Origin of the sequence: Mycobacterium paraffinicum (assembly GCF_025822865.1) — a bacterium.
GTDB lineage: Bacteria > Actinomycetota > Actinomycetes > Mycobacteriales > Mycobacteriaceae > Mycobacterium > Mycobacterium paraffinicum.
Map to the genome: position 1 here is coordinate 119,527 of NZ_JACKUR010000013.1, position 17,912 is coordinate 137,438.

General features: G+C 60.0%; 13 protein-coding genes and 2 pseudogenes. 1 reads left to right on the plus strand and 14 read right to left on the minus strand.

Annotated elements, in window-relative coordinates:
- Nucleotides 1-373: 373 nt before the first annotated feature.
- A protein-coding gene (locus tag H7J89_RS03325; RefSeq protein ID WP_225323256.1) for an IS3 family transposase occupies nt 374-1,536 on the minus strand; the annotation gives its coding sequence in 2 pieces (ribosomal slippage) (nt 374-1,249 and nt 1,252-1,536; 1,161 coding nt in all).
- 68 nt (nt 1,537-1,604) lie between these two features.
- Here H7J89_RS03325 and H7J89_RS03330 point away from each other — a divergent pair.
- A pseudogene (locus H7J89_RS03330) lies at nt 1,605-2,048 on the plus strand (DDE-type integrase/transposase/recombinase); the annotation flags it as partial.
- A gap of 40 nt (nt 2,049-2,088) precedes the next feature.
- Here the strand turns inward: H7J89_RS03330 and H7J89_RS03335 are convergent.
- The 13 genes and pseudogenes from H7J89_RS03335 to H7J89_RS03395 form a co-directional block, all read right to left on the minus strand.
- Nucleotides 2,089-3,288: an acyl-CoA dehydrogenase family protein gene (locus H7J89_RS03335; RefSeq protein WP_264036468.1), complete on the minus strand. Its 1,200-nt coding sequence runs from the start codon at nt 3,286-3,288 to the stop codon at nt 2,089-2,091.
- A 159-nt stretch (nt 3,289-3,447) separates the two neighbouring features.
- Nucleotides 3,448-4,554 (minus strand): NDMA-dependent alcohol dehydrogenase, encoded by a 1,107-nt coding sequence (locus H7J89_RS03340; protein ID WP_005086578.1) that lies wholly within the window; start codon nt 4,552-4,554, stop codon nt 3,448-3,450.
- 148 nt (nt 4,555-4,702) lie between these two features.
- Complete coding sequence (locus tag H7J89_RS03345; RefSeq protein ID WP_005110592.1) at nt 4,703-5,113, minus strand: SCP2 sterol-binding domain-containing protein; 411 nt, start codon at nt 5,111-5,113, stop codon at nt 4,703-4,705.
- Between the two features lie 91 nt (nt 5,114-5,204).
- Complete coding sequence (locus H7J89_RS03350) at nt 5,205-6,263, minus strand: BtrH N-terminal domain-containing protein (RefSeq protein WP_005086581.1); 1,059 nt, start codon at nt 6,261-6,263, stop codon at nt 5,205-5,207.
- A gap of 49 nt (nt 6,264-6,312) precedes the next feature.
- The gene (locus H7J89_RS03355; protein ID WP_264036471.1) at nt 6,313-7,458 is read right to left on the minus strand and encodes an acyl-CoA dehydrogenase family protein; all 1,146 of its coding nucleotides are present in this window, start codon (nt 7,456-7,458) and stop codon (nt 6,313-6,315) included.
- A gap of 38 nt (nt 7,459-7,496) precedes the next feature.
- Complete coding sequence (locus tag H7J89_RS03360; RefSeq protein ID WP_264036569.1) at nt 7,497-9,116, minus strand: fatty acid--CoA ligase; 1,620 nt, start codon at nt 9,114-9,116, stop codon at nt 7,497-7,499.
- Between the two features lie 26 nt (nt 9,117-9,142).
- Nucleotides 9,143-9,796, minus strand: coding sequence for a transglutaminase-like domain-containing protein (locus H7J89_RS03365; RefSeq protein ID WP_011560574.1), 654 nt, complete (start codon nt 9,794-9,796; stop codon nt 9,143-9,145).
- Nucleotides 9,793-11,251 (minus strand): annotated as a pseudogene (locus tag H7J89_RS03370) (cytochrome P450). Before H7J89_RS03370 ends, H7J89_RS03365 begins: the two are co-directional and overlap by 4 nt.
- A 115-nt stretch (nt 11,252-11,366) precedes the next feature.
- On the minus strand, nt 11,367-12,896 hold the full coding sequence (locus H7J89_RS03375) for a flavin-containing monooxygenase (protein ID WP_011856019.1): 1,530 nt from the start codon (nt 12,894-12,896) through the stop codon (nt 11,367-11,369).
- Nucleotides 12,897-12,972: 76 nt separating this feature from the next.
- Nucleotides 12,973-13,938 (minus strand): alpha/beta hydrolase, encoded by a 966-nt coding sequence (locus tag H7J89_RS03380; RefSeq protein WP_012296509.1) that lies wholly within the window; start codon nt 13,936-13,938, stop codon nt 12,973-12,975.
- Nucleotides 13,935-15,452 carry a flavin-containing monooxygenase gene (locus H7J89_RS03385; protein WP_264036473.1) on the minus strand — a complete coding sequence of 506 codons (1,518 nt, stop codon included), beginning with the start codon at nt 15,450-15,452 and terminating at the stop codon, nt 13,935-13,937. The genes H7J89_RS03380 and H7J89_RS03385 overlap by 4 nt, the downstream gene beginning before the upstream one ends.
- A gap of 44 nt (nt 15,453-15,496) precedes the next feature.
- Nucleotides 15,497-16,990, minus strand: coding sequence for a flavin-containing monooxygenase (locus tag H7J89_RS03390; RefSeq protein ID WP_005086592.1), 1,494 nt, complete (start codon nt 16,988-16,990; stop codon nt 15,497-15,499).
- On the minus strand, nt 16,987-17,910 hold the full coding sequence (locus tag H7J89_RS03395; RefSeq protein ID WP_005086594.1) for a hypothetical protein: 924 nt from the start codon (nt 17,908-17,910) through the stop codon (nt 16,987-16,989). The genes H7J89_RS03390 and H7J89_RS03395 overlap by 4 nt, the downstream gene beginning before the upstream one ends.
- Between the last annotated feature and the right edge of the window lie 2 nt (nt 17,911-17,912).

Here is a 17,912-nt window from a genome sequence, read left to right on the forward strand (position 1 = left end):
AGCCCAGGCATCGCTGACAGCCGCTGACTCTTAATCAGCGGGTCTGGGGTTCGAAACCCTGACGGCGCACCACGCAAACGCACTGCTCAGGCAGGGTTGTTGTCGTTTCGGAGTGTTTGCTGCCTGTGACAGATGTGACCGATGTGACCGAAAGGTCTCCATATTGTCCCCGCGCTGCGGGAGCAGACCCACCACAGCAAACGGCGCGTCGGCGTGACATGTGAGACCGCCGTCCTGAGGTCGTGCCGTGTCTAATATGCCTCCCGACCCCGATGCATCTGACTCACGCGAGGACGGTGCACCTACCAAAGAGGCCTGTGCCAAGCTCTATCAGGAAGTGGGTCTGCTGCACACGATCAGGTGACAATTTCGGTCACGCGGCCTGACTGGCCGTCGTGGTCATGATGGCTTCGTATTCGACGGGGGTCAACCGGCCGAGGGCGCCTTGGCGGCGACGTCGGTGGTAGGTGCGTTCGATCCAAGTGACGATGGCGATCCGCAGCTCCTCTCGGGTGGCCCAGCGGCGGCGGTCGAGGACGTTCTTCTGCAGCAGGCTGAAGAAGCTCTCCATCGCCGCGTTGTCGCCGGCCGCGCCGACACGTCCCATTGAGCCGACCATGCCGTGATGGTGCAGGGCCTGGACGAACTTTCGACTTCGAAACTGCGACCCTCTGTCCGTGTGAACCACGCAGCCGGCGACCACCCCACGGCGGCCGACCGCGTTGCGCAGCGCGGCGGTCGCCAGGCGTGACTTCATTCGGGAGTCGATCGAATAACCCACGATGCGGTTGGAGAATGCATCCTTGATCGCGCAGAGGTAGAGCTTGCCCTCGCCGGTATAATGCTCAGTTATGTCGCTGAGCCACAACATGTTTGGCGTTTCAGCGGTGAAGTCGCGCTGGACCAGATCGTCGTGCACCGGCGGTCCTGGTTTGCCGTTCTTGCCGCGCTTCTTGCCGAACACGCTCCACAACTGCTGCTGTGAGCAGATGCGCCAGGCGGTGCGCTCGGCCATCGGCTCGCCGGCCTCACGGGCCTCCTCGACGAGGTAGCGGTAGCCGAACTCGGGGTCCTCGCCGTGCGCGTCGAACAGGGCGTTGGCGCGGTATGCCTCGACGAGTTCGGCATTGGTGATGGGATTTGCCCGCCAGCGGTAGTAGGGCTGGCGGGCGAGCTTGAGTACCCGGCGCGTCACCGCGACGGGAATCCCGTCGGCGGCGAGCTCACTTACGAGCGGGTAGACCCTTTTCCCGGCAGATTGGCCTGCGACAAGTACGCCGCTGCCCGCCGTAAGACTTCATTCTCTTGTTCCAACAACCGATTTCGGCGTCGTAGCTCGCGCAGATCAGCGGAGTCATTGGTGCTCTTACCCGGCTTGGCGCCCTCGTCGACGTCGGCTTGGCGCATCCACTTGGTCAACGTCATCGGGTGCACGCCGAAATCGGTGGCGATCTGCTCGATCGTCACCCCGTCGTCGCGGTTACGGGCAACGCGGACGACGTCGTCGCGAAATTCACGGGGGTAGGGCCTAGGCACACTGACATCCTTCCAGCCCGCCCGCTTTGGGCAAGCCAACTCAGATGTCACCTATTGGTGCAGCAGACCCGATGATCGTGGGCTGGCGGGTAGCGTCGCACATGCGTACCACCATGGTGCTGGATGCGTTGGAGATGGCTCGTTGGTCACGCGGAAACACATTGCCGGGCTTGACATGTCACTCCGATGCCGGATCGCAATTCACCTCTATCCGCTATGGCGAACGGCTCGCCGAGATCGGAGCGGTCCGCTCGATCGGCACGATCGGAGACAGCTACGATAATGCCCTGGAGACGGTGAACGGCTACTACAAGGCGGAGCTGATCTACGGGCCAGTCCGCACCAGGCCGTGGAAGACCGTCGAGGACGTCGAACTCGCGACCCTGAGCTGGGTGTACTGGCACAACACCAGCCGCTTACACAGCTACCTTAATGACATCCCACCCACCGAGTTCGAAGCCGCGTTCTACGATGCACATGGGACCGACCAACCCCTGGCCGGAATCCAATAACCCGAGCCTCCGGGAAAGTCAGGGCGATTCAATCAAGTAGCTAGAGTCCGATACGTTTGGCGATGACCTCGTTCATGATTTCGTTGGTGCCGCCGCCTATTCCGAGAATTCGGCAATCTCGATAGTGTCTCTCGATCTCAGACTCACGCATGTAGCCCATCCCACCGAAGATCTGAACCGCCTCATTGACCACGTAGTCGCACGCATACACAGCGGTGTTCTTGGCCATCGACACCTCGGCAACGACATCCTCCCCCGCTAGCCACCTCTGCATGACCGCACGGGTGTAGGTGCACGCCACGTCGACCTGTCGAGCCATCTCCGCAAGCTTATGGCGAATGATCTGGCGCCCCGTCAAGGGTCTACCGAACGTTTCACGTTCCCGCGCCCAACTCTTGGCAAGGTCGAGAGCCCGACCCGCCGTCGCGTACGCCTGGACGGCGATGCCGAGCCGTTCAGCCTGAAATTGCTGCATGATCTGCAAAAACCCACTGTTCTCTGCCCCCACCAGGTTGTCAGCCGGTACGCGAACGTCGACGAAAGACAACTCGGCGGTGTCGCTACATCGCCACCCCATCTTGTCTAACCGGCGGGACACTTCGAATCCAGGCGAATTCTTGTCGATCACAAGCAATGAAACTCCACCGTAACCCGGTCCGCCGGTGCGTACCGCCGTAGTAACGAAGTCCGCTCGAACTCCGCTGGTGATGAACGTCTTTGCTCCGTTGACCACGTAGGTGTCCCCCTCGCGCACCGCGCGTGTGCGCAGATTCGCGACATCTGAGCCTGCCCCAGGCTCGGTAACGCCCAGCGAGCCGATCATCTTTCCTGCGAGCGTAGGACGGACATATCGTTCAATCAGGGCGTCGGAGCCATTGGCGGCAATGTGGGGAAGGGCAATGCCATGGGTGAACAAGGCGGCGCAGACGCCAGTGGACCCGCCTGCGGCCAGGATGGCCTCAGTGACCAGTGCAGAGTCAATCGCATTGCCGCCGCTGCCGCCGACTTCTTCCGGGAACCCGATTCCGAGAAGCCCCACCTCGGCAGCATTGAGATGCAGGTCGCGCGGAATCTCACCCACGTGCTCCCATTCCGCTAGCTTCGGCGCGATTTCACGTTCCACGAAAGACCGCGCCATTTGGCTCAGCGCTCGTCGCTCCGGCGTGGTCCACACCTCCGGGGCGATAGCGAAACGAGCAGCCCCATCCCCGCTTGCCGTGGTCGTGCCAGCGTCCGTCATCTCAGCCTCCAGAGAATGTGATAAATGATCTATGAGGTGTCTGATGCTTGCCGTCCTCACGACGGGAAAGAAGGACGCGACGCCAACCACCCAAGCGGCCCGGCCGCATGATCTGCAGCGACGCAAGGATATGAAGACCAGCAGTGGGCATGATGCTCTTCAGAACCGGACCAGCCCTCGGATGTTTTTTCCTGAACGCATATCCTCGTAGCCCTCATTGATTTGGTCGAGGGAGTATTCGCGGGTGACCAACTCATCGAGCTTCAACAACCCAGCGGAGTACAGCTCGACCAGTCGCGGAATATCGTGCGGCGCATTGGATGAGCCATACAAAGCGCCACGAATCTGCTTCTCGTAAAGCGTCATTTCAAGCAGTGATCCTGAGATCGATGAGTCGTCGGGGTGCCCGATGGCCGTGACCACGACGCGCCCGCGCTTTCCGACCAAGGCCAGCGCTTCCGCGGTGTAGGAGGCCTCAGCCACATCGGTGGTGAGGATGCAGACATCAGCCAGCTTGCCCAGCGTCATATCGCTGACCAGCGACCAAGCTTCATCCATCGAGGCCGCGGTGTGCGTCGCACCGAACCCGCTCGCTTGCTCTCGCTTGAACTTCACCGGATCGACCGCCACAATCGCCAGCGCTCCCGCGATTCGCGCGCCCTGAATCGCATTCATTCCGATTCCGCCCGCTCCCACTACCACGACGGTGTCCCCGGCGCGCACCTCCCCAGTCCGCACCGCAGATCCGTAACCGGTCGTGACGCCGCAACCGATCAAGGCTGCCCGATCCAGGGGGATTCCGCCGTCAATCTTGACCACGGACGCCTGCGGCACCACTGTGTACTCGGAAAACGTCCCGAGCAAACACATCTGCCCGACGTCCTCGCCTCGTGCGTGAAAGCGATAGGTGCCGTCGATCTGCGGTCCCATCATGAGCGCCGCTCCCAACTCACAGAGATTGCCCATGCCGCGCGCGCAGTACGAGCAGCGCCCACACGAGGGAAGGAAGGTCAAGATGACAGAATCACCTTCGGACAGTTCCTCAACCCCTTCGCCGCACTCCACGACTGTGCCAGCACCCTCATGACCCCCCACTACCGGCAATGGGATCGGGAGGTCGCCGGTCACCAGATGTTCGTCGGAATGGCACAAGCCGGTGGCCGCCAGCCGCACGAGGACCTCCCCGGGACCTGGCGGATCCAAATCGACTTCTTCGACCTCCCACTTCTGCTCCAAGCCCCACAAAACAGCCGCACGTGTCTTCATGTTGAAGTCCCTTCTATCGAATTACGCTTCTCGAGTAGTTATCCCGACCGCGCACGGTGGTCGCGCGAACTGTCCTGGATGATCTCCGGGCACATCGCCCAGAGGCCCGCGCCGCTCACCCGGGCCCGGGCGCGGTACCGCACCGACATCACACATTGAGCAGGTCGTGACGCTTGTCGGCCTCAAGGATTGCCCGGTATTCCGGAAAGAGGTTCTTTGCCTGCGGTATGAGCTTGATCAGTTTGGTGACAGGACCTTTCGCTCGTACAGTTCCTTTCGCCATCGCCATGGTCAAGTTCACCTTCCCCAACCAGAACCTGTTGCCGGTATCCGCGGACATGAACAATTCGACATTCGGTGTAACGCCACTGTCCGCGCCGGTCTCTACGACCTTCTCCGGCATATCCACGGTTACTACCGCATCCGGATCGGTGTAGTGGATCCGTAACACCACCCCGGACCCGGCAAGTCTGTTCGCAAGGTCTTCGTTCTCCAAACCTCGTCGAAAGATGCCGGCGAGGTAGCGGTAAACCTCTTCCGCATCAGCGAAGACAGCCATCGTGATTCTCCCTTCTTATGACACAATTCAAAGCGCTCAAATAAATCTGCTGGGTCGCAACCAGTTCGGCTTGCTCCGAAGCAATCAGAACTCATAGGAGTAGATCTCCTGCCTCCCTCAGCGCCTCCGCGAGTCGACGTTCGGCTGTCGGCAATTGCGCAGCCACGGACGCGGCGCCGCTCGCTCTTCGGTGCGGATCTGCACCGCGGTCATAAGCGGCGTGCGCAACCGCGGTCCACAACTCAGATGCGGTCTTTGCAGCCTCCGCTGCTTTAAACGCAGGTTCGAAACTCAACTCTTCAGCGACGCGCCGACATCCACGTGCTTGCAGATCTCGGAACAGACCGCCTCCGGTTCCGGCTTTTTCGATGAAGGCGCTCAGCGCAAACAAGGCTCCGTCGAGGGTGTCGTCGTCAAAGATCTTCGGCCACCGCTTGAGATCCTCCACAAAAGTCGATACCCCTGGTAGCCCACGCACCTGAATTTCACAATCGGAGTCCTCGGTGATCGGCGCGCTCACACACGAACCCTGCATCGCGTCCGCGGACCTACGGAAGGCCGACCGGGCAGCATTGCCGAGATCTGGTGCCGCGCCGGGCCACTCGACTACGTAGGTGGTGTGCCGCGTGGGGACGGGAAATCCCGTCGATGCCCGCGCCTTCCGTAGATTCTCGTAAGGCACGGCTTGAGGTGTATCGCGATCGTTATCGACCACGAAGGCGAGTTCCTCGTCGTCGTCGTACCCTACGATCACGACATCGTGCCGGCTCATACTCAGACGCGTTCTCAGATAGGGCAATTCGGCGATGTCAGTCCACACCATGACCGGCGTACCGGCATCGATCTGTTCGGTCACCCATTTCCACCCGAGATCGGGGTCGTCTGTCGAACGACACTCGAAGCGCGCGCCCAACCGGGTCAAGTATTCGTCTTCGAGGTCCGCGCTGCGTCCAACGAGGTAGATCGGTGGACGTAGGTGGGCCGAGCGAACATACGAGAAGTCGAGGGCCCCGCCGAGAGCAAACACGATGCCTTCGTCCGGGGTGTCATCACCCCAACGGATCCCGGCCCATTCGGTCAAATCCCGAAGAGCCCCCGATCCGCAGTGGCCGCCCATGTCGTGGCGATACGGCACCACCATCGATGCCATCAGTCCTCCTCCTCTAGATGACTAACGTGCGGGCGGCAACTCCTCTGAGTCATAGGGAACGCGAGATGATTTCCTTCATCACCTCGTTCGTGCCGGCATAGATTTTTTGCACGCGCTGATCCACCCACAACCTCGAGATGGGGTACTCGGTCATGTAGCCATATCCGCCGTGAAGCTGCATACAGTCATCGAGTACCTTCATCGCTCGCTCAGTGGTCCACCACTTCGCCATGGCGACGGTCTGCACGTCGAGTTGACCCGCAAGGTGCAGGTCGATGCAGTAGTCGAGGAACACTCGTGCGATGCGCGTTTCTGTCGCGGCTTCAGCCAGCGTGAACTTGGTGTTCTGAAAGCCAAAGACAGGCCGACCGAACGCCTCCCGCTCACGCGTGTACTTGAGCGTCTGCTCCAGGGCAAGTTCCATCGCTGCGACAGCCCCCACCGCGACGATGAGTCGCTCTTGTGGCAGCTGCGTCATCAGCTGAATGAAGCCCTGTCCCTCAGACTGGCCCAGTAGATGCGAGCGCGGAACTCTCACTTCATCGAAGAACAACTCGGAGGTGTCCTGGCCGCGCTGGCCGATTTTGTCGAGAACCTTGCCGCGCCGGAATCCCGCCCGGTCAGCCTCGACAACGACCAAAGAGATGCCCGCAGCGCCCTGGCTCGGATCTGTCTTGGCAACAACGATGATGAGGTCGGCCTGTTGGCCGTTGGTGATGAAAGTCTTGGAGCCGGTGATCACGTACTCGTCACCGTCCAGGAGGGCTTTTGTCTTGACGCTCTGCAGATCGGACCCGGTCCCCGGTTCTGTCATGGCGATCGCCCCGATCATTTCACCGGACGCCATCTTGGGAAGCCACTGCGCGCGCAGCTCTTCAGTCGCGTACTGCAGGATGTAGTGGGCGACGATTCCGCTGTGCAGTCCCGCGCCCCATGAGCTGTCACCTATGCGGGCCTGCTCTTCAAGCACGACCGCTTCGTGCGCGAAAGTGCCACCGCCTCCGCCGTATTCCTCAGGTATAGACATGCAGAGCAGGCCCAGCTCGCCTGCTCGGTTCCACAGTTCTCGGTCGACGTGGTGCTGGTCTGCAAAGCGGTTCGCATGCGGCGCCAATTCGGCCGAGAAGAACTTCGCAGCGAGGTCACGAAGCTCGAGTAATTCGGCATTCATCCAGGGAGAGATTGGTGAGGACATGATTACCTTCCGACTGTTGGAATTCCAGGGATTTGACGTTATGACGTTTCGATTTCGATGAGGTATTCGCCGGCAGAGTGGCGCGCACGGATGGCCTTTTTGTCGTACTTTCCGACGCTCGTCCTCGGAATATCGGACACGAAGCTCCATCGCTCGGGAATCCACCATTTGGCGACTTTGTCCGCAAGGAACGATCGGAGTTGGTCAATGTCAACGTCGGTTCCGGGGTGGACGACGACAAGCGCCAACGGCCTTTCCTGCCATTTATCGTCCGCGACGCCGACTACCGCCGCTTCGTACACGGCAGGGTGGCCGATCAGCGTGTTTTCCAGCTCCACCGAGGAGATCCATTCGCCACCTGACTTGATGACGTCTTTCGAGCGGTCGGTCAGTGTCAGATAGCCCTCGGCGTCGATCTTGCCCACATCACCGGTACGCAGCCATCCTTCGTCGAACTTCTCCGTATCGTTGTTTCCGAAATAGGACCCGGTGATCCAGGGACCGCGCGCCTGGATCTCCCCAACTGATTGCCCGTCCCACGGCACGTCTTTCCCGTCGTCGTCCCGCAACCGGATTTCGACACCGCAGATCGGTCGGCCCTGGGATGCGCGCAGCTCCCAGCGCCGCGTCGCGTCGGCTCTGTGAACCGGACGTGCAACGGTCGCCAACGGAGAGGTTTCGGTCATACCCCAGGCCTGCACAATGGGCACGTCGTACTTCTCTTCGAATGCCCGCATCAACGAAAGCGGAACAGCAGACCCCCCGCACGCGACCAGCCGTAACGAAGAAATGTCCCGCTCAGGGTGCGAATCCAGATATCGGTCGACATCGTTCCAGATCGTCGGCACTGCACCGGCCAAGGTCGGTCTGGTGTCTTCGATGATCGACACCAACGGTTCGGCTTGGAGATACCGGTCAGGCAGTACGAGATCCGCACCGGACATCAACGCTGCGTAAATAAGCCCCCACGCATTGGCGTGAAACATTGGGACGATGGCCAGAACACGGTCGGCCTCGCTGACTGACAAAGCGTTAGCTGTGCAGGCGGTCAGGGAGTGAAGGTACGTCGAACGGTGGCTGTAGACGACGCCTTTGGGATCTCCGGTGGTACCGCTCGTATAACACATGGCCGCGGCGGACAGCTCGTCGAGCTCAGGCCAGTCAAATGATTCTTCTTGGCCGGCAAGCACTTCCTCGTAACGCAGAACGGTCTTCCCGCATCCCTGTAGCGGGGCAAGGTCGCCCTCTCCGGTGACGATGACGGTGTGCACCGACGCCATCGCTGGGAGCGCGCGCGCCAACAACGGGGCAACCGAAGCGTCGACTAGGACGATCTGATCGCTCGCGTGATTGGCGATGTACGCCAGTTGCTCTGGGGCCAAACGAATGTTGAGCGTGTGCAGGACCGCGCCCATGGAGGGAATCGCACAGTAGGCCTCCAGATGTTCCTGGTTGCTCCACTGGAAGGTGGCCACGCGTTGGTCTGCCGTGACGCCAAGACTGCGCAGCGCATTGGCAAGGCGAGCCACTCGCGCCAGCACAATGCGGTAAGGCGTTCTCCGATATCCATTTCCGGTCGGAGTGACGACCTCGCTGTCGCCGTGTATGGCTGCCGCATGCTGGACGATCGCCGACACCGTGAGCGGAACATTTTGCATTGTGCTTTGCATCGTGTAGTGCCCTTTCAGGCGAAGAGGTCGGGACGGCTGTTCGGCTGATCGATGAATGTGCCGTAATGCGTTCTCAGTGCTTGCAGGATGTCTGCTAGGGGTAGATCGTCGTAGGCTCCCCGGTCGCGCAGATACTCCATGTGCTGGGTGCCGTCAGCGGTGAAACCATGGAGTAGCGCGTCGCTACGGCCGTCGAATTCGATCGGCGAGACACCGAAGCGTGCGCACAGCTCGCGATTGAACGCCGGGGTGGCCTTTACCCACGCACCGTTGAGGAACATGAGACTGTAGCCGTGGTAGACGAAAACGTCGCTACCACCCATCCGCTCGCGCAATGCCTTGGTCTGGAGGTGGTTTCGGACGTCGGCGAACCCCAGCCGCGCCGGGATTCCCGCCGCTCGGCACGCTGCAGTCAAGAGCACGGCCTTCGGGACGCAGTAGGCCCGTTCTGCGGTCGCGACGGTGCTGGCGCGATACGCGTGCGGGTTGTCGGTCACCGTGTAGGGGTCGTACCAAATGGAGTCACGGACCGCGGTGAAGATGGCGATGGCCTTCTCGGTGTCGCCGCAGGCACCACGGATCGCCGATGACACGAAGTCACGTACCGAATCTTGTTGCCAGTCAAGAAACTCCGTGGGTTCGAGGTAGGGGCTGTGGTCGACGGTCATCGGCGCTTCATCTCCAACGGAAGTCCGTCCACCGGAATGGGCAGCGAGGTGTTGTCCCATCGGACGTGATAGTTCTCCGGAACCTTCCAAGTGAACGAACGCAGCATCCTGTGCAGGATTGCTTTGACCTCGAGCGTCCCGAATTGCATGCCGATGCACTTGTGCGCTCCACCTCCGAACGGAACCCAGGCGAATCGGTGGTGTTGGTCTTCGCGCCGAGGCTCGTCGAAACGTGAGGGATCGAACCGCTCCGGATCACGCCAGATCGTTCGATCGAAGTGATTCACGGCAGGCGTTATAGCGCATAACGTGTTCGAGGGGATGTGATATCCATCGATGGCGACATCTCGAACCGTCTTGCGCATCACCAGCGGAACAGGTGCAAGCAGTCTGAGCGCTTCCTTGATCACGAGGTCGATGACCGTCATCTTCTCCAGGGCCTCGATGTCCGGCAACCCGTCACCGATGGCCGCGGCTTCCGCAGCCGCAGCCTCCTGCCACTGCGGATACTTGGCAAGGAAATAGGTGACCGCTGTGGTGGTGATCGTCGAGGTGTCGTGGGCCGCCATCATCAAGAAGATCATGTGATTCACCACATCCTCGTCGGAAAACCGCTCCCCGTCTTCGGTCGTGGCTTGACAGAGAGCAGCGAACAGATCCTCCGTTTCACCGGCTCGCGCGGCCGGCAGATGCCGGAAGAAGTAGTCCTCCAAAACGCGCCCGCCCTTGCACACCAGCGCGGAATCTGGTTCCCGGAAGCGGAGCACGCACAAGGGAACTCGCCGCCCGGACCGTAGCGACGAACGCCTTGTTGACAGCATCGCTCTCGTCCTTGCCGCGGCCGCCCATGAAGACGTCGGTAGCGATGTCGAGGGTGAGTTCCTTCAACAGTGGGTAGATTCGAACCGACGGGCCCACCGGCCACGCAGGCACTGCCGAGCGAACGCATGGCGTTACCTGTTCGACGTATCCGGTCAGGCGCGGACGCGTAAACGCCTCCTGCATGATGCGCCGGTGCATCAAGTGCTCGTCGAAGCTCATGAGCATCAAACCGCGATGGAAGAAGGCGTCGATCAGGAAGGACCAGCCATCCTGAGAGAATGCCTTCGCTTCGCTCGTGAACGCCTCTCGAGTGGCGTCAGGGCCGGCGATGACCACCATCTTGGTGCCGAACGCGCCCATCCACGACACCGAACCCAGACGGTCGTAGCGCTCTCGACTGAAATCCGAGCCGAATCGGATGTAGTCGAGCGTGTGACCTACGAAGGGCAGTCCGGCATCCCCCCGGACGGCTTTCAATCCATTGCCCGCGGGTGCCGGTGCCAGTTCACGAACCGGCCAGTCCCGGCTCCATCGACGCCATCTGTCGTCGACGGCGTGAGGCGCGGGGACCATGATCACAGAGGACAACCGCTCCTTCACGTGGTGCGCAGGTGCGAGAAGGTGATTCGTCATGGTTCCTCCTGGACGCTGGGCCGCTTTGACGGCGTCCACCAGTCTTTACAAAGATGCCATTGATGTCAATATCTAGACATTATTGGCCTAGCGGTTAAGTGCGCGTCTCGTGCCCTTAGTCGGCCAGGCTCGGTTCTGCAGGGTCTCCGACCTTTAGACGCCCGACGTTTCTCAAGACGTAATCGCCGCTGTGCGGCTTCCGGGTAAGGAGTCGATAAACCAAGGTAGGCCCCGGCCAGTTCGTCGGGATTTCCCCGCTCGAGGTTCGATACCAGCTCGCACACAGCGCCCACACCGACCTCCGTAGTCGCCTTCTCAAGCGCGTGTTGTAGCGTTGCGCGCTCTCCGTCCTGACATCGATCGCATGACCCGGATGAGCAGCCACGGCTTTGATGAGCGTTGCGATGTGACGGACTTGTGACTCGATCATGTAGAGGATCGACCCCGAGCCCACATTCGTGTTGGGACCATAAAGCAGGAACAGGTTCGGGAACATGGGGACAGTGATGCCCAGATATGCGTACGCCTGGGTCTTCCACACCTCGGCCAAGGAGACTCCGCGAGAGCCGCGCACGGACATCGGGGCGAGAAAATCGGTGGCGCGAAACCCGGTTCCGTAGATCACGACATCTGCAGGACGAAACTCTCCATCCACGGTCTTGACACCGTTGTCGCAGAGCTCTGCGATAGCCTTCGGCACCAACGACACGCGATCACTCGCGATTGCTGGATAGTAATCATTCGAGAACAGCACTCGCTTGCACCCTGGCGCGTCCGAAGGCATCAATTGCTCGCGCAAAGATGGGCTAGCAACCTGCCGATGTAGGTGGCGGCGCGCGATCGCACCGAGGACGCGTGAGAGGGGCTTCGCGTCGACTAGCGTCACAGCGAGCAACTCGAAAATTAGCCATACCGCGAAACGCTCGAGGCGCAGCGCCATCGGCAATAACTCGCTCACCCTGTCGTGAAGGACTCCATACCTGCTGTCCCACTTCGGCAAGATCCACGGAGCCGTGCGCTGATATAGCGTGACATGCTCCGCCTCCTGGGCGATGTGTGGCACGAATTGGATGGCACTAGCTCCTGTGCCGATGACGGCTACTTGCTTGCCGCGAAGCGAAACCGATCGGTCCCAACGCGCCGAATGAAAGCGCGGCCCCTGGAAGGTGTCTGCGTCGGCAATAACGGGTACGTGGGGCAAGGAGAGCTGACCCACGGCCGAGACGACGACATCGCAGGTTATTGTCTCGTTCGAGTTCGTAACCAGGGTCCAACGCCCTAGCTGGTCATCGAAGGTCATTGCGACAACTTCGGTCTGGGTACGCAGATGCGCGGCCAGTCCGCCACTCTCCACGAGTTGTTGGAGGTACTTGAGTATCTCGGGTTGCTCGGCATATCGCCGTGACCAACGAGGATTGGGCTTGTACGAGAGTGAGTACAACGCTGACGGCACGTCGCAGGCCGCTCCCGGATAGGTGTTGTCACGCCAAACACCCCCGATGTCTGCAGCCTTTTCCAGGATCGTGAAGTTCGTGAACCCGTCCTTCTTCAGCCGGTGGGCCATCGCAACCCCGGCGAAGCCGGCCCCGATGATCACGATCGACGGATCGTATGCGCGACAGGCCGTCGCGAAGTTGCTGCTCATGAGGCAGAGACGACTGACTTCACGCTGCGGCGGTCGAGGTGGTGTAGGTGTAGGAGCATTGCCTGTTCGGACACTTTCACCTGACTTCCGAGGCTTCAAGGAAGCGTCCCGCTCGATGAATCGCGTCTCGGGCTTCGGGAAGAATCCGGAACATAGCCTGGAATACATGGATCTGTCCCCGGTATACCTGGATCTCGACGTGGGATCCAGCTGATTGAAGTCGCTCGGCGAGACGGCGCGAGTCATCGATCAACATTTCTCTCCCGCCCACCTGAATGAGGATCGGCGGCATCGAGGTGAGGTCCGCGTCAAGCACGCTGAGGCGCGGATCTCCGCGATCTGCGCCACCTACGTAGAGGTCAAGAGCGCGCGCCGCTGATTGAGCGGAGGCAAAAGGATCCCGGCGGCGAATTTCACGCGCTCTGGCAAGTTCGCACCTGAGATCCAGGACGGGAGACATCAGCAGCATCGCATCAGGGAGCGGCAATCCAACTGCACGTGCGCCCAAGGCCGTGGCCATCGTGAGCTGACCGCCCGCTGAATCGCCGGCAACCGCGACGGTGCGCTGACAAGAACCCGGGGACCCTCCGCTGGTAAGCCAGCGATACGCATTCAGCGCATCGTCCGCGGCTGCGGGATAGGGATACCGCGGGGCAAGACGATACTTCACTGCGAAGATGGGGCGCCCGCTCGCCGAGGCGAGTTCACCAAGAAGACCGCGGTGCGTCTCCGGCGAGCACATAGAATAGGCGCCGCCGTGGATGTACAGCAAAGGGTTGGCATGCGGATTAATGGCAGGCGTGGTGATCCAGTCCCCACGAACCGGGCCTCCGGCGAATACAGTGTCAACCTTGCGCACTGTGACGCCGCGCCGAGGCCGTGAGGCTACGAGCGCTGTTCGAAGCACGCGATCCATCACCGCAAGTCCGTAGGCGTTTGATGGCATCAGCTGCGCCAGTGGCCGCAGCGTGGTTCGCGAGGACATCGCGACGAGATGACTGGCAAGACTGGGCTGCCAGTCAGGGGCATCCATTCTGGTCACCGGGGACACACCTCTTCGGGCCGATTCTCGAATCGGTAGTCCGAGAGGCGAAAGGTGCGGCTCCGCCAATAGGTCTCCAGAGTCGTTGATGGACGGAGTGGAACGTCACCGTGCTTGTCGAAGTAGTAGCTGTTGGCATTGGAACAGCTCGGCTGCCAGAAAACCTGTCTGTGACGCCGCCTTAGCACTTCGGCGAAATAACGGTCGTTCGCCTCCTTCTTGACCTCCACGCAGTTAGCACCCAGCGCCCGCGCGCGACGAAGACACCGGACGATGTGCCGACTCTGCGCCTCGATGAGCGTGAAGTACGAGGAACCGTTGTAGCCGTACGGGCCGAAGATGTTGAAATGATTCGGAAATCCCGGGACGCTCACCCCTTCGAAGGCCTGCAGTCGATGCTCGTCCCACCATGTAGCCTGCTCCAGCCCGCCGCGTCCCTTCAATACGTAAGTTGGCATGTTGCCCGACTCCATCACTTTGAAGCCGGTGGCCAGGATCAAGACGTCAATGGGATGAGCTTTGCCGTCTCGAGTATGGACGGATGCATGGTCGATATGGGTTATGCCGCTCGTCTCGAGCGAAACGTTGGACCGGTTGTACGTTGCGAGATAGGAATTGTGGAAGCTGGGTCGTTTACAGCCCAACGAGTAGCGCGGAATGAGTTGTTCTCTCGTCGTCGGGTCATGGACCTCACGCCGCATGTACCGCTTTGCGGCGCTCTCCATGACATCGGCGAACGGTATCACCGTATGAAAGTGAGCGGCGATTGGGAAAGTGATTTCCACGAACGCCTGGCTGGCGGTCCGGGTCGCCAATTGTGCCCCCGGCAGGAAATGTAGAAGCCTTCCACCCCACGTCGGTATGGGGAAGTCTGGCTTCGGCAGACAATAAATTGGAGTTCGCTGAAATACCGTCAGACTCTCTGCTTTCTTTGCGACTTCGGGTATCAGTTGCACCGCCGATGCACCGGTACCGATTACTGCAACCCTCTTCCCGCTGAGATCTTTGGCATTGTCCCATCTAGCCGTGTGGAGCGTAACGCCGGCGAAATCTCGCACCCCCTTGATTTCAGGCCACTTTGGCCGACTGAGAACGCCGGAGCAATTTATCACGAAGCGTGCCGTGAACTCCTCACCATTGGCACTGGTCAAATGCCACCGTGTTGCGTTCTCGTCGAAACAAGCCTCGGTAATGGTTGTGTTGAAACGAATATGGTCCCAGAGCCGATACTTTTCAACACATCGCTCGGCATAGGCTTTGAGCTCATTGCCGTGGGCGTACGTGCGCGACCAAGAGGGCCGCATTTCGTATGAGAATTGATAACTGAACGACGGTATATCGACAGCGATACCCGGGTAGGTGTTCCAGTGCCACGTACCACCTACGCCATCGGCGTCATCAACCATCAAGAAGTCGGTAAATCCCGCCTTCATCAAGCTAATGCCAGACCCGATGCCGGAAAATCCAGCTCCTATGATAATTATCTCGTAATTACGGTCGGACTTGCGATCCATTCCTGTATTTCACCGTTCTGACGGTCAGCCTTGCAAACTTGTATTCAGAGTGATTGCGTCAGCTCGACGTGTGTATCGTCGCGCCGGGTTATCACGTAATCATGAGGATCCAAGCGGGATAGTTCTCTCATAAACTGGGTCGCGAAACCTGGGTACATCGTGCCGTTGTAGCCGTCCTCGGTCAAATACCAACTGCTGCACCCCGAATTCCAAGTCGTTCGTCGAAGGCGGCGCTGAATTTCGGAGTGATAGCGGTCCTGACGATCCTCCCTCACATCCAAAGTGCCGATGTCATTTTGCTGAAGGAGCTTGATCGCCTTGACTATATAGTCAATTGCAGCCTCCATATATACGAGCGCCGAGTTGTGGCCTGGCCCGGAATTCGGTCCGAAAGTGAAGAATAAGTTCGGATACCCGGCCACGCTCACGCTCTTGAAGGCAAATGTCCCCTGAGACCATTCATCGCCGAGCTTCCGACCGCCGAGGCCGCTAATCGGGAACGGGGTGCCACGTTTGGCCACATCGAAGCCAGTGGCAAATACGATACAGTCCACTTCGTGCTCGACACCGTCGGCGGTCCGAACACCGTTGGGTGACAATGTGGCGATCGGCCAGCTGATCAGCTTGCAGTTATCCGCCTGTAGCGCAGGGTAATAATCACTGGTCATGAGCATGCGCTTGCATCCAGGCCTGAAATGGGGCGTCAACTGACGTCTCAACCAGGAGTCTTTCACCTGCCGACGGAGATGAGCCTTGGCCGCCAGCTGTATCGCGGACGTCGCGGCGGTGTTCCAGACCATACCCACTGCCATCACTTCGTGGGCCCAAAACCACGCGTCGCGGAGCGCTTGTTCGCTCACCGGCAGGTGTGTGAAGGTCGAACGCGCCCAGGCCGGATGCCTGAAGTTCACCCTGGGCAACACCCAGCCGGGCGTTCTCTGGAAGACTTTGACCGAGGCAGCCGACTTTACGAGCTCGGGAATGATCTGAACCGCGCTCGCGCCTGTCCCGATGACTGCAACCCTCTTACCGCCGAGATCGTAGCCATGGTCCCATCGAGCGCTGTGGATCTTTTTTCCACCGTACGAGTCAATACCCCGAATATCGGGAAAGCTGGCGTTGGCAAGTGGTCCACTGGCCATCACAACTGACCGGGTGTGATACCGCTTTCCATCTGCCGTGTCGGCCATCCAGATGCCGGCACTCTCATCGAATTCCAAGGCAGTCACGTCGGTATCAAACTGGATGAACCGGGCAAGATCGTACTTGGCGACCATATCGTCGATATATTCGAGGATCTCAGCGCTCCCCGAGTAGGTACGAGTCCAGCCCGGATTCGGCTCGAACGAGTAGGAGTAGAGAAGCGAGGGAATATCGCAGGCCGCACCGGGATAAGTATTGTCTCGCCAGGTGCCTCCGACGCGATCTGACCGTTCCAGGATGACCAAGTCATCCGTGCCCTCTTGAAGCAGTCTGATCGCCGCACCGATACCTGCGAACCCGGCGCCGACGATCAACGTCGTCGTGGTGCCTGTCATTTGGCAACCGGTTCGTAGGTCAGTTCGTCCGTCCAGGATGGCGGCCGACCGAAAATCTGAACAGGGAAAACATCGATCGCATTGCCAAGGCGCTGAGACACGAAGTGCAGAGGCTGGGACCGCTTGATGGACGACGACATGTGCGCCTTCAAGATGTGATAGCCGGGCACCCTCCGCGTATGCTCACTGCGATCGCCGACATTGGCATACCGCGTCACTGCGTTGTATAACTTCTCCTCGGACAGACCCATAGCGTTGAGATTCATCAACATGCGCGTCAGGAGCGGGATATACAGCAAAGCGCCGGTGAGAATGCGCGGGTCGACAAGAGCACCCGCAGTTTGAATGGCGTGGATTCGCATCGGGCTGGCGCCCAGGTCATTCAAGACCTGGAAGCCAACCGCGAGATGCCTTGATTCGTCGCTGTTGACCTTGTTGAACACCTCCCCGCACACAGGGTCGTCAACCTCATCGAGGAGAAACTTCAGCAGCGCTCCATCGAGCGCAGTCTCCAGTGCCGGAATCGCGGCCCCGATGACGGTCAGGGGCAGGGCTTCCGCATAACGGTCCAGCCATTCGATGACCAGCCGAATATTCTTGTTCGGGACCGGTTTCTCGCCTTCCTCGAGCATGCCCCAGCGACGCATCAAGGCAAGTTCGGCATTGGCGTGACGCTGCTCCTCGGCGTGAAAGTAACGGTAAATGTCTCCGAGCGCTTCGAATGGCGCCTTTGGAGCCATCGCGGCGAAGGCACGTGCTCCAACATGCTCAATCCACACCACGTCGGACATGAATTGCTTGAGTTTGGGACGCTGTTCATCGGTGATCAGTTCCGCGCCAGGGGCGTTCCAATCGATATCGGCAAGAGCCCATTGCTTGTTTTTGATTGTCTCGAGCATGTCACTGTATGCGAAAGCCATTT